Here is a 12,436-nt window from a genome sequence, read left to right as displayed (position 1 = left end):
GCCGGGCGCGATCCGGTCACGCCGTCGCGCCGTCACGCCGTCACGCCGTCACGCCGGAGTCGTCACACCATGACGCAGGGCCCGTCACGCCGGAGTCGTCACACCGTGACGCAGGGCCCGGCTTCTCGGTCCTCACGGGCTCCGAACTGACCGTGGACTGCGCCCTGTTGGCGGGCGCCGACGGGGTGGTCCCCGGCATCGGCAATGTCGACCCGGCGGCCTACGTACGTCTCTACGACGCCGCCCGGTCCGGCAACTGGGAGCAGGCGGCCGCCGAACAGGAGCGCCTGGTCGCCCTGTTCTCCATGGTCGATGCCGGCCCCGAGCCCGAGATGGGCCGCAGCTCCGCCGCGCTGGGCGCGTTCAAGGCGGCGCTCCGGCTGCTCGGCGTGATCGACGACGGCGCCACCGCCTTTCCGCAGCGTCCGCTGAGCGACGAGGCCGTGGCAGAGGTAGGACGTCGGCTCTCCGCGGCCGGACTGCGGCCGGTCCGGTAGGTCTCCGCGGCACGGCAACGGCCCGGACGGCAACTCACACCTCTCGCCCCCGCCCTCCCGTGTCGCCCCCTCCATCCCGCCCCTCCCCTCTGTCCCCTCCGTCCCCTCCGCCGTCTCCACCCCCTCCACCCCCTCCATCCCCGTCCCGTACGGGTGACGCCGGTGGAAACAGCAACCGGGAGGCGTCGTACTGCGGCAGGATGCCGGGCCATGGATGCCGTACGGGTCGCCCTGCTGCGTGAGGTGCTCGCCGGGACCGAGTGGGTGCAGGCCACCCGCCGGTTCGCGGGGACGCTGCGCGGTGCCGTCGCCCCGCACGGCGGGGGGCTGTTGCTGGTGGGCAGCGCCGCGTACGAGCCCTGGCACCTGGCCGCCCATCTCGACGACGAGGCCGCCTGGTCGGGGCGGCCCGAGCTGTCGCCGACCCTGGTGCGCCACCGCGTTCCCGGCGGCGCGCCGGCCCATCTGGCGGTGGGGCTCGGCCGGCTGGCGGCGGCCGGGCGCGGTGAAACTCTGCTGGTCGTCGCGCCGGGGCAGCCCGGTGCCGGGCTGCTGGAGCGGGTGCACGACGCCCGCCGCAACGGCGCGACGGTGCTCGCCCTGGACGGCGGGGACCGCGATCTGCACGCCCTGGCCCATGACGCCCTCGCCGCTCCCCCGGCCCCGCCCAACGGCGACGGGGCCGCGGCGGACCTCGACCTCGACACGGTCCAGCATCTGGTGAGCGCGGCAGCCGGCGAGAACAGCCTGCCCGCGCCCCGCGGACACCGCCGTTTCCGCGACCGGCTGGCCCGCCTCGCCGACGGGCTCACCGCCCCGCCGCCGCCCCGCTGGTAGCCCGGGGCCCCGCCCAAGGGAGCCCCGACGGCCGGCGAAAACCCTTTGCGCCGCTTCGCGTCCGTGCGGACGATGGTGCACCGTGACCCCGGACAGCGCCCCGCCGCTTTCTTCCTCTTCACCCCCCTCGGCTCCGTTACCCGGTCCCTCCCCTTCGGCTCCGTTACCCGCTCCCTCCCCTTCGCCTCCTGCTCGGCGACGCCTCTCCGCGCTGCTGCCGGACCTGTCCCCCTGGCGCTCCTCGCGCGATTTCCGGCTGATGTGGTGTGGGGGCGCGATCACGGTCTTCGGCGCCTTTCTGACCTTTGTGGCGCTGCCGCTCCAGCTGAAGGAGCTGACCGGCTCCACGCTCGCGGTCGGGGCGCTGGGCGCGGTGGAACTGATTCCGCTGATCGTCTTCGGCCTCTACGGCGGTGCGCTCGCGGACGCCGTCGACCGCCGCCGGGTGATCGTGTGGACCGAGACCGCGCTCGGTCTGGTCTCCGCGCTGCTGCTGCTCAACAGCGTCCTGCCCGACTCGTTGGTGTGGCCGCTGTATGCGGCCGCGGCGGCGTCCAGCGCGCTGACCGGTCTGCAACGGCCGGCCCTGGACTCGATCGTGCCGCGGATCGTCCGGCCCGACCAGCTTGCCGCGGCCGCCGCCCTCAACTCGCTGAACCGGCAGATCGGTGCCATCGCCGGGCCCGCGCTGGCCGGTGGGCTGCTGGCCCTCGCCGGGCTGCGCTGGGCGTACGCCATCGACGCGGTCACCTACGCGGTCTCGGTGCTGCTCGCCCTGAAGCTGGCCCCGTCACCCGCCTCGCACGACGCCGGGAAGCCGTCGCTGCGCGGTATCGCCGAGGGCGCGCGCTACGCCTGGAGCCGCAAGGAGCTGCTCGGCACCTACGCCGTCGATCTCCTCGCGATGCTCTTCGCCTTCCCGCTGGCGATCTTCCCGTTCCTCGCCGATGATCTCGGCACCCCCTGGGCGCTGGGGCTGATGTATGCGGCGTTGCCGGCCGGCTCCGCTCTGGTGAGTCTGACCAGCGGCTGGACCTCGCGGGTCCACCGGCAGGGCCGGGCGATCGTACTGGCCGCCGCCGGCTGGGGGCTGGCGATGGCGGCGGCCGGGCAGCTGCGCAATGTCTGGCTGGTGCTGCTCCTGCTGACCGTGGCGGGTGCGTTCGACATGGTCAGCGGCATTTTCCGCTCGGCGATGTGGAATCAGACCATCCCCGACGAGCTGCGCGGCCGCCTGGCCGGCATCGAGCTGCTGTCGTACGCGGCGGGCCCGCAAATGGGCCAGGTCCGGGTCGGCGGAATGGCGGCGTTGACGAGCGTACGGACATCGGTGTCGCTGGGCGGGCTGCTGTGCTTCGCGGGGGTCGGGCTGCTGGCGCTCGGGCTGCCGAAGCTGATGTCGTACGACGCCAGGACCGACGAGCACGCCCGGCGGATGCGGGAGCGCCGGGCCTCCGCCGCCGCAACACCCCCCGACGGGGTGCGGGACGGGGAGCGGGCCGACGACGATGCCGGTCCCGGCTCTCCGGACCCGGAAGCGGACCCGGCGACGGCCTGAGACCGGGGCCGTCCGGTGGCCCGGGGCGCGGGGCCGGAGAGCTGGGACCGGGGCCGGGGCGCGGGGCCGGAGAGCCGGGGCCGGAGAGCGGCGGAACGCGGTGGGCCCGCCCCGCTCCCGACAGCTCGCGCTCCGCCCCGACTACGCGCCTTCCCCGCCGCTCTTCCCCTGCCCCGGGTCGTCATGCCACTTCGGGTCGGTCTCCCACTCCAGGTTCCGCTCGCGGGCGGTCTCCATGGCGTGCGTGGCCTCCTCGCGGGTGGTGTAGGGGCCGAAGCGGTCGGCGGCGCGGCACTCGGGGCCCTCCTCGACCGTCTGGTGCTTGAGGCAGTAGTACCACTCGCCGGGCTTGCCGACCGTACGCCTTTTGAACAGCGCCATTGCCGCCTCCTGTGGATGCTTCTGTGCCACCATCCTGCCCGACGGCCCGCGGATACACTCGCTGGCATGTCTGGCCAGTCGCTTCTTGTCCCGGGGAAGATCTCCCCCACCCGCCCCGTTCCTGCCTCGATCCCGCGCCCCGAGTACGTAGGGAAGGACGCACCCACCCCTTACACGGGGCCCGAGGTGCAGGACGCCGAAACGATCGAGAAGATGCGGATCGCCGGCCGGATCGCCGCGCAGGCGATGGCGGAGGCCGCCAAGCTGATCGCGCCGGGTGTGACGACCGATGAACTGGACCGGGTCGCCCATGAGTTCATGTGCGACCACGGCGCCTACCCGTCCACGCTCGGCTACCGCGGCTTCCCCAAGTCCCTGTGCTCCTCGCTCAACGAGGTCATCTGCCACGGCATCCCGGACTCCACCGTCCTGAAGGACGGCGACATCGTGAACCTCGACGTCACCGCGTACCTCAACGGTGTGCACGGCGACAACAACGCCACCTACCTGTGCGGCGACGCGGACGAGGAGTCCACGCTGCTGGTCGAGCGCACCCGCGAGGCGCTCAACCGCGCGATCAAGGCCGTCAAGCCGGGCCGGCAGGTCAACATCATCGGCCGGGTCATCGAGTCGTACGCCAAGCGCTTCGGCTACGGAGTGGTGCGTGACTTCACCGGTCACGGCATCAACTCCTCCTTCCACTCCGGCCTGATCGTTCCGCACTACGACAGCCCGCACCACACCACCGACATCAAGCCCGGCATGACCTTCACGATCGAGCCGATGCTGACGCTGGGGTCCTACGACTACGACCTGTGGGACGACGGCTGGACGGTGGTGACCAAGGACCGCAAGCGGACCGCACAGTTCGAGCACACGCTGGTGGTCACGGAGACCGGGGCGGAGATCCTCACGCTGCCCTGACGGAGCGGGGGCCACTTTTTACCGACAGGGCGTCGGGAACAGGGGTAGGCTGGTTACCGACAGGATGTCGGGAACGGGGTGGCTCAGGCAGGGCTCACCAGTGGGGTGAGGCCGGCGCCGGCGGCTCGGCGGAGCCGGCCTGTTCCCGTACGCTCCCCTCGGCCCCCGGAGGCCCGCCTTGGAAGCGTCCAGCCCGACCCCGTCCGCTCCCGCCGCCCCGTTCTCGGCGGTCATCCGCAGCGCATCCCACGAGCAGCACACGGAAGCCGAGAACTCCTCGTTCATGAGCCACCTTCTCGGCGGCAGGCTCGGCATCCCGGCCTACCGGCTCTACACCGAGCAACTGTGGTTCGTCTACCGCGCGTTGGAGGACGCCTCCGGGCCGCTCGCCGCCGACCCGGTCGCGGGCCCCTTCATCCGCCCCGAACTGGCCCGCACCGCCGAGCTGGAGCGCGACCTCGCCCATCTCGGCGGGCCGTCCTGGCACAACGGCCTGGAACCGCTCACGGCCACCGCCGTCTATGCCGACCGGGTGGCGGCCTGCGCCCGCGACTGGCCGGCAGGCTTCGTCGCCCACCACTACACCCGCTATCTCGGCGACCTCTCCGGGGGCCAGATCATCCGCGGCACCGCGGAGAAGACCTGGGGTTTCGCCCGCAAGGGCGACGGTGTGCGGTTCTACGTCTTCGAGGACATCGCCAACCCGGCCGCCTTCAAACGCGAGTACCGGGCGCTGCTGGATGCCCTGCCGGTGGACGACCTGGAAAAGCAGCGGGTGGTCGACGAATGCAAGCGCGCCTTCCGGCTGAACGGCGCGGTCTTCCGTGAGTTGGGCGAGCAGTTCCCGCTGAGCGCGTAGCAGCCGGCCCGCCGGCACCCGCCGACCGACGCCCCGCACCACTCGCACCCCACACCGCTCGCACCGCGCACCGCCGCCCGTCCGGGCTACGGCGTATCGCGGCACACCCGTCCGCCGACGGCGATGGCGCCGTCCGAATATGTGCGGGTGAGGATGCGCGAGCCGGTGCCCTGCCGGATGTCGAGCGGACGCCCGAGTTCATGGGTCAGCAGCATGGCGGCGGCGCCGGTCGCCTCGTCCTCGACCACGGCGTCGCCGCGCCGGGGGAAGGCCCGCGCCCGGACCACCCCCGCGGCCTCGTCCTGCCAGGCCCAGGCGTAGAGCCAGCCGTCCCCCGGCGGCGGTGCGGGCAGTGCGTCGACCTCGGCCACCGAGGCATGCCGCCGGGTCGTGCGGGCGGTCACCCACTCCGGGCGGCCGCGCACCCAGGTGAGGTCCCCCTCGAAGCGGACCGCGGCCTCCCCGGCCGCCGGACGCAAAGTGCGCGGCGGCCGTCCCGAACGCCGCAGCAGCCAGGCCAGACCGACCAACGGGTGCCCGGCGAACGGGAGCGGGCCGCTCGGGGTGTGGATGTCCACCGTGCCGCGCACGGCATCGTCGAGGAACACGGTTTCGCTGAAGCCGAGTTCGGCGGCGAGTGCGGTCCGGGCGGCGGCGCCGGGGACGGCCGCCCCGTCGCGGAGGACGCCCAGCGGATTGCCCCCGGCCCCGTCCGGTCCGCAGAACACCCGGAGTACCTCGTATTCGGTCATCCGGCCAGTGAACCGCAGCGCCGGGCCGGCCGGCCGCGCGGGACCGTCGGCGAAGAGCCGGCGACCGGGTCGTCACGGGCCGGAATATCACCGGTCACAGCCCGTCGTCCGTCATGACCCTTACCTTGACCGACGCATGACGGTTCCGTGACCCGGGGCGCGCCAATCCGTGATCGAGCCGTTGTCCATGAGAGCGGGATCACTGGATGAGGCGGGAAAAACTAGGTAAGCCTCAGATAAGTTAGGGCCGCCTTAGTGGCGATCTTAGTGACTGTCTATCGTTCCTGTACGTCGTTTCCGTACTTCCGAGCCCGCTTGGAGCCCCGTATGCGAGCCCTTCGCTCCTCCGCCGTTGCCGCCCTCACCGCGGCCACGGCCGTCACCGCCGTCGCCGGCTGCGCCGCGAAGAACGACGGCAAGGGAGGCGGCAAGGGCACGATCGAGGTGACCGCGACCGACTCCAGCTGTGAGCTCTCCGCCAAGGAGTTCCCGGCCGGGCACGTCCGGTTCGCGGTGCAGAACAAGGGCTCCAAGGTCACCGAGGTGTACGTCTACGCGCCCGGCGACCGGATCGTGACGGAGCGGGAGAACATCGGCCCCGGCACCAACGCGGAGATCACCGCGGAGATCAAGGCCGGTTCGTACGAGGTCGCCTGCAAGCCCGGTATGAAGGGCAACGGCATCCGCCAGAAGGTGACCGCCAGCGGCAAGGGCGCGAGCGCCCACCGCGACCCCAAGCTCGATGCCGCCGTTGCCGCGTACCGCACCTACGTCCAGGAGCAGGCCGACCAGACCCTCCCGGCGGCACAGAAGTTCGCCGATGCCGTCAAGAACGGCGATGTCGAGGCCGCGAAGAAGACCTACGCCCTCTCGCGGGTGGGCTGGGAGCGCACCGAGCCGGTCGCCGAGTCGTTCGGTGACATCGACCCCAAGGTCGATGTGCGCGCCGACGGTGTGGAGAAGGGCCAGAAGTGGACCGGCTGGCACAAGCTGGAGAAGTCCCTGTGGGAGGAGAAGAAGATCTCCGGGGACGACAAGAAGCTCGCCGACCAGCTGATCACCGACCTGAAGGACTGGCAGAAGCGGGTCGGCAAGGCCGAGATCACCCCGACCAGCATGGCCAACGGCGCCAAGGAACTGCTCGACGAGGTGGCCACCGGCAAGGTCACCGGTGAGGAAGAGCGCTACAGCCACACCGACCTGGTCGACTTCCAGGGCAACGTCGAGGGTGCCGAGAAGGCGTACGAGCTGCTGAAGCCCATCGTCGCCAAGAATGACCCGGCGCTCGCCAAGGAGCTGGACAAGCAGTTCACGGCGATCCGCGCGCTGCTCGACCAGCACCGCGACAGCAAGTCCGCGGACGGCTTCGCCTCCTACGACACGGTCGGCAAGGACGAGCGCAAGAAGCTCTCCGACGGCGTCAACGCGCTCGCCGAGCCGCTGTCCAAGCTGGCCGCCGCCGTGGCCACCGCCAAGTAGTCCGCCGCCAGCAAAGGATCACGATGACGCAGGACGACGGTACGACCACCGAGGACGGCACGGCCACGCAGACCGCCGACGGGCGCGCCCCGTCCCGGCGTTCGCTGCTCGGCTGGGGAGGCGCGGGCCTGGCGCTGGGCGCCGTCGCGGCCGGCGGTACGGCGGCGGCGCTGCGCACCGGCGGCGACGCCCAGCCGGCCGGCGCGGACGCGACGTCGCGCTCCGCGGTCGCCTTCCACGGCACGCACCAGGCGGGTATCGCCACCGCGGTCCAGGACCGGCTGCACTTCGCCTCGTTCGATGTCACCACCGACGACCGCGACGAGCTGATCTCGCTGCTCAAGGAGTGGACGAACGCGGCGGCGCGGATGACGGCCGGGGACGCGGTCGGCGACGGCGCGGTCGGCGGACTCGCGGAGGCCCCGCCGGACGACACCGGCGAGGCGCTCGGCCTGCCGCCGTCACGGCTCACCCTCACCTTCGGCATCGGCCCGACGCTGTTCGAGAAGGACGGCAAGGACCGGTTCGGCCTCAAGGCCCGCCGGCCCGACGCCCTGATCGATCTGCCGCAGTTCCCCGGCGACAACCTCGACAAGGCGCGCAGCGGCGGCGATCTGTGCGTCCAGGCGTGTGCGGACGACCCGCAGGTGGCGGTGCACGCGATCCGCAACCTGGCCCGGATCGGGTTCGGCAAGGTCGCGATCCGCTGGTCGCAGCTGGGCTTCGGCAAGACGTCCTCGACGACGCCGGACGCACAGACCCCGCGCAATATGTTCGGCTTCAAGGACGGCACCCACAACCTCGCGGGCACCGAGACCGCCGCGCTCGACAAGCACGTCTGGGTCGCGGACGGGGAGGCGAAGGGCTCGTCCGGCTGGATGGCCGGCGGCTCCTACCTCGTCGCGCGCCGGATCCGGATGCACATCGAGACCTGGGACCGCACCTCGCTCAAGGAGCAGGAGGACGTCTTCGGCCGGGACAAGGGCGAGGGCGCACCGGCCGGCAAGAAGCACGAGCGGGACACCCCGCATCTGAAGTCGATGCTGCCGACCGCGCACGTCCGGCTGGCACACCCGGACTCCAACGGCGGGATCCATATCCTGCGCCGCGGCTACTCCTTCACCGACGGTACGGACGGCCTGGGGCGGCTGGACGCGGGGCTGTTCTTCCTCGCCTACCAGCGGGACGTCCGCCATGGCTTCGTACCCCTCCAGCAGAAGCTGGCGGCCAACGACGCACTCAACGAATACATCCAGCACGTGGGTTCAGCGGTCTTCGCGGTGCCGCCGGGCGTCCGGAACGCGGACGACTGGTGGGGCCGGGAGCTGTTCGCCTGACACCGCCGGCGCCGGAAAGAAGAGCGCCGGCATCCATGAAGGAAGGAAGGAACCGACGTGTTCGGCAACTACCTGATCGGTCTGCGCGAGGGCCTGGAAGCCAGCCTCGTGGTCTGCATTCTCATCGCCTATCTGGTCAAGACCGGGAGGCGGGAGGCGCTGCGCCCGGTCTGGGCCGGGATCACGATCGCCGTGGTGCTGTCGCTCGCGTTCGGGGCGGCGCTGCAATTCGGCTCGCAGACCCTCACGTTCAAGGCCCAGGAAGCGCTGGGCGGGTCGCTGTCGGTCATCGCCGTCGGCCTGGTGACGTGGATGGTCTTCTGGATGCGGCGCACCGCGCGGCATCTGAAGAAGGAGCTGCACGGCAAGCTGGACGCGGCGCTGCAGATGGGTACCGTGGCGCTGGTGGTCACCGCATTCCTGTCGGTGGGCCGCGAGGGCCTGGAGACCGCGCTGTTCATCTGGACCGCCGCGCAGTCCGCCAACGACGGCGTACGGCCGCTGATCGGGGCCATGCTGGGCCTGCTGACGGCCGTGCTGCTGGGCTGGCTGTTCTACCGCGGTGCGGTGCGGATCAACCTGGCGAAGTTCTTCACCTGGACCGGCGGCATGCTGGTGGTCGTCGCGGCAGGCGTGCTGGCGTACGGCTTCCACGATCTGCAGGAGGCGGACATCCTGCCGGGGCTGTCCGCCCAGGCGTTCGACATCAGCGCACAGATCCCGGCCGACAGCTGGTACGGCACCCTGCTCAAGGGCATCTTCAACTTCCAGCCGGACCCGACCGTCCTTCAGGTCACGGTGTGGGCTCTGTATCTGATCCCCACCCTCGCGTTCTTCTTCGCCCCCGGTAGGGTTGCGCCGAATCGTGCCACCCCGGCGGCCGCAGAGTCCGCCCCGGTCGCCCCGAAGGAGCCCGAGCCCCATGACACGCAGGTCGCCGTTCCGGGTGCCCGCAACACTGACGTCGGCAGCGGCGGCGCTGGTGATACTGAGCGGGTGCATGACGGTGCACGGCGAGCGGGAGATACTGCCGGCGGTGTCGAAGGCTGAGGGCAGCAAGGCGCTCGCGCACTTCACCGAGACCTTCAACAAGGCCAACCGTCAGCTCGATCCGGCGCTGAACCCCTCCTTCGAGGGGGGCGCGCTGCTCGCCATCGACCAGGCCGGGATAAAGGCGGCACACGCCCTCCGGCCGCAGGGCAATCCGGGCTTCACGGCACTGGCGTTCACGGATCCGCACTTCACCGTGCCCCAGCAGGCGGGCTGGCCGAAGTACTTCATCGCGGACGCGGCCAGCAACCGCAAGAACGCCCGTGGCCAGAACACCCGCTGGTTCCTGGTGTTCAGCCGCAACGGCATCGACGAGCAGTGGCGCGCGGTGTATCTGGCGACGTTCGCGGGCAACAAGGCGCCGGAGCTGAAGACGGACGGGAAGGGCTACGCGGAGGCGGTGCCCGCCGGTGCGCAGTCCGGTCTGATGGTCGCGCCGGGCAAGCTGAGCCGTAGGTACGCGGACTACCTCAACACCGGCAAGGGCAGTGCCTTCGCCGCCGGCCCGGAGACCGACGGCTGGCGGGCCCGGCGGGCCAGGGACACCAACCGGCCCGGCCAGCGCATCATGTGGGAGGACACCGCCGCGGACTACCCGCCAGTGGCCCTGCGCACGAAGGACGGCGGTGCGCTGGTGTTCTTCTCGACCTTCTACCACCAGCAGAAGACCGTGTTCGCCGGGGCCACGATCACGGTGCCGGCGGCTCTGAAGGGGCTCCTGGAGGGACCGGAGAAGAAGACCAACCGGATGGCCTTCACCACCGTCTCCGGCCAGGCGGTCACGGTGCCGGCCAAGAGCTCCGGGGGCAAGGTCACGGTCCTGAACCGGATCGAGGCGAAGACCTCGGTGAAGCCGCTGTAGCCGGCCGCCGAAACCGCGCGTACGCGACAGGGCCGTCGGGGTGAACCCGGCGGCCCTTCGGCGTACGGACAAAGGCGCGCGGCGCGGTGGCCGGGCCCGCTCAGCGGCCGATCGGCCAGGCCGCCGCTTCGTGGTGGTAGGGCTCGCGGCTGTTGAACTCCGCGCAGGCGTCGGTGAGCGACTCCAGCAGCGTCAGCGGGTCGGGCAGCGCCAGCTCGGGGCCGCGCAGCCAGGTCACCGCGGGCTGGTCGCCGGGCAGGGCCGAGGGCGGCAGCAGCACATAGCTGCCGCGGCAGTGCCAGCGCAGCCCCGGGTGTTCGTCCATGGTCTCGGGGTGGCAGTCCAGCTCGCAGGGCCACCACTCGTCCTCGTCGTCCGGGGTGCCGCGGGTGGCGGTGAAGAAGAGCATCCGGCCGTTGGCGAGGCCGGCGCCGCTGAGGGTGATCGGCCCGACGTCGATGCCCGCCGCGTCCAGCCGTCCCAGGGCGCTGCGGCCCGCCTCGACGGGGACGTCCAGCACGTCGTGGGTGATGCCGGTGGCGGTGATGAAGTTGGCCTGCGGGAGGGTGCGGATCCAGGCGGCGACCTTGTCGCGGTCGGTGGTGGCGACGGTCTGCCAGCCGAAGGAGACGGGGTGGCGGCCGGGGGTGGGACAGCCGATGCGTTCACAGGAACAGCCGTAGCCGGAAGGGTGTGCGGCCGGGGCCACCGGGAAGCCCGCGTCGGCCGCCGCCAGCAGCAGGTCCTCGCGGCTGCGCGCAGCCGCTGATCCCGTGTCCGTATCGCCGCCGTCCGATCCGCTCTTCGGCCGGCGCAGCCACTGGGAGAACCTGCTCTTGCGTTCCATCTATCCCCTCACTTCGAGCGGTGGTCTGGGATCAATGCTGCCACCATCCTGCGCCTAGGGTGACCGGTGTGGAGATCCGGGGTGAACGAAGGGCGCACCAATACCGGCAATTCAGGTCATCGACGACAGGATGCCGCCGCCGGAGCCCGGTCGCCCGGTGCACTCAGTCGCGTGGCCGCAGACCGCGCAGTACCTGGTCGACGAGGGTGTCGACGTAGTCGTGGGTCAATTCGCCGGTGCGCATCAGCCAGCGCTGTGAGAAGGGACTCAGCACCATCTCGGCGGCGATCCGCACATCGACGCCGGCGGCCACCTCGCCCGCTTCCTGGGCCGCCCGCAGCCGCTCGGTGTAGACGCGGATGCCGGGCTCCAGCAGCCGGGCGACGAAGGTGCGGGAGATCTCCGCGTCGTTCGCGCCGGCCACCGCGAGGGCGCGGTAGGGCGCCTGGAAGGCCTGGTCGTTGAATTCATCGGCGGTCGCCCGCAGCACGAACTTCAGGTCCGCGGCGAGATCGCCGGTGTCCGGGAGGCCCGCCGCGTACTCCTCGTCCACGCCGGCGGTGAAGGCGTCCAGCAGCACGGCGGCCTTGGACGGCCACCAGCGGTAGATCGTCTGCTTGCCGACGCCGGCCCGGGAGGCGATGCCTTCGATCGTGAGCTTGTCGTAGCCGACCTCGCCGACGAGTGCGAGGGCGGCATCGAAGATCGCCCGGCGGGAGCGTTCGCTGCGGCGGGAGGTGTCGGGCGCTGCTTTGTTGGCCATACGGCCGAGTTTAGCGAGGGGAGGCGAGACGTATCGTCTTGACGAGACGCGGACGATAGCGCGTACGAGATTCCGTACTCGCCCGCGAGTGAATCCCACGTGGTCGGGTGCGGCGCCGTGGTGGGCTCCCAGTCCCAGGTGGTCGGGTGCGGCGCCGTCGGGTTCCGTGCCTTCGCCTTCGGCGGGAGAGGGGGCGGTGGGCTGTGGCCGTGCGCAGGTGGGTGGTGCGGTGCCGGGGGCGGAGGGGTGTGGTGCCGGACTGCTTCGCTTTACGTCCGGCACCACCTGTC

The 12,436-nt window shown here is 71.5% G+C and carries 12 protein-coding genes and 1 pseudogene; 9 read left to right on the top strand and 4 right to left on the bottom strand.

Annotated elements, in window-relative coordinates; translation table 11 throughout:
- Positions 1-104: 104 nt before the first annotated feature.
- The 3 genes and pseudogenes from ACWGJY_RS32270 to ACWGJY_RS32260 all read left to right on the top strand — a co-directional run.
- Positions 105-497, top strand: a pseudogene (locus ACWGJY_RS32270) (dihydrodipicolinate synthase family protein); the annotation flags it as partial.
- Positions 498-707: 210 nt separating this feature from the next.
- Positions 708-1,334, top strand: a complete 627-nt coding sequence (locus tag ACWGJY_RS32265; protein ID WP_453264418.1) for a hypothetical protein — start codon at positions 708-710, stop codon at positions 1,332-1,334.
- A 211-nt stretch (positions 1,335-1,545) separates the two neighbouring features.
- Positions 1,546-2,892 (top strand): MFS transporter, encoded by a 1,347-nt coding sequence (locus ACWGJY_RS32260; protein WP_453264434.1) that lies wholly within the window; start codon positions 1,546-1,548, stop codon positions 2,890-2,892.
- Positions 2,893-3,033: 141 nt separating this feature from the next.
- Here the strand turns inward: ACWGJY_RS32260 and ACWGJY_RS32255 are convergent, their stop codons facing one another.
- Complete coding sequence (locus tag ACWGJY_RS32255; RefSeq protein ID WP_453264417.1) at positions 3,034-3,273, bottom strand: hypothetical protein; 240 nt, start codon at positions 3,271-3,273, stop codon at positions 3,034-3,036.
- A 66-nt stretch (positions 3,274-3,339) separates the two neighbouring features.
- Between ACWGJY_RS32255 and map the strand changes: the two genes are divergently transcribed.
- Both map and ACWGJY_RS32245 read left to right on the top strand, forming a co-directional pair.
- Complete coding sequence (gene map / locus ACWGJY_RS32250; RefSeq protein ID WP_453264416.1) at positions 3,340-4,197, top strand: type I methionyl aminopeptidase; 858 nt, start codon at positions 3,340-3,342, stop codon at positions 4,195-4,197.
- A gap of 178 nt (positions 4,198-4,375) precedes the next feature.
- Complete coding sequence (locus ACWGJY_RS32245; RefSeq protein WP_453264415.1) at positions 4,376-5,056, top strand: biliverdin-producing heme oxygenase; 681 nt, start codon at positions 4,376-4,378, stop codon at positions 5,054-5,056.
- Between the two features lie 86 nt (positions 5,057-5,142).
- Here ACWGJY_RS32245 and ACWGJY_RS32240 read toward each other — a convergent pair whose 3' ends face one another.
- A complete protein-coding gene (locus ACWGJY_RS32240; RefSeq protein ID WP_453264414.1) occupies positions 5,143-5,808 on the bottom strand; it encodes a PhzF family phenazine biosynthesis protein in 666 nt (221 codons plus the stop codon).
- A gap of 327 nt (positions 5,809-6,135) precedes the next feature.
- Between ACWGJY_RS32240 and efeO the strand changes: the two genes are divergently transcribed.
- Genes efeO through ACWGJY_RS32220 form a run of 4 tightly spaced genes read left to right on the top strand, consistent with a single transcriptional unit; the run spans position 6,136 to position 10,536 of the window.
- The gene (gene efeO / locus ACWGJY_RS32235; RefSeq protein WP_453264413.1) at positions 6,136-7,287 is read left to right on the top strand and encodes an iron uptake system protein EfeO; all 1,152 of its coding nucleotides are present in this window, start codon (positions 6,136-6,138) and stop codon (positions 7,285-7,287) included.
- A 23-nt stretch (positions 7,288-7,310) separates the two neighbouring features.
- Complete coding sequence (efeB, locus tag ACWGJY_RS32230; RefSeq protein ID WP_453264412.1) at positions 7,311-8,624, top strand: iron uptake transporter deferrochelatase/peroxidase subunit; 1,314 nt, start codon at positions 7,311-7,313, stop codon at positions 8,622-8,624.
- 57 nt (positions 8,625-8,681) lie between these two features.
- The gene (gene efeU, locus ACWGJY_RS32225) at positions 8,682-9,674 is read left to right on the top strand and encodes an iron uptake transporter permease EfeU (protein WP_453264411.1); all 993 of its coding nucleotides are present in this window, start codon (positions 8,682-8,684) and stop codon (positions 9,672-9,674) included.
- Positions 9,661-10,536, top strand: a complete 876-nt coding sequence (locus ACWGJY_RS32220; protein ID WP_453264410.1) for a hypothetical protein — start codon at positions 9,661-9,663, stop codon at positions 10,534-10,536. The genes efeU and ACWGJY_RS32220 overlap by 14 nt, the downstream gene beginning before the upstream one ends.
- 100 nt (positions 10,537-10,636) lie before the next feature.
- On the opposite strand, the gene ACWGJY_RS32215 is transcribed toward ACWGJY_RS32220, so the two are convergent.
- Together ACWGJY_RS32215 and ACWGJY_RS32210 are read right to left on the bottom strand one after the other, a co-directional pair.
- Complete coding sequence (locus tag ACWGJY_RS32215) at positions 10,637-11,383, bottom strand: bifunctional DNA primase/polymerase (protein WP_453264409.1); 747 nt, start codon at positions 11,381-11,383, stop codon at positions 10,637-10,639.
- A gap of 163 nt (positions 11,384-11,546) precedes the next feature.
- Positions 11,547-12,146, bottom strand: a complete 600-nt coding sequence (locus ACWGJY_RS32210; protein ID WP_453264408.1) for a TetR/AcrR family transcriptional regulator — start codon at positions 12,144-12,146, stop codon at positions 11,547-11,549.
- Positions 12,147-12,436: the final 290 nt, after the last annotated feature.

Source organism: Streptomyces sp. NPDC054765 (assembly GCF_053612065.1).
The sequence above is the reverse complement of the archived record's forward strand: the minus strand, read 5'-3'. Positions and strand labels throughout refer to the sequence as shown.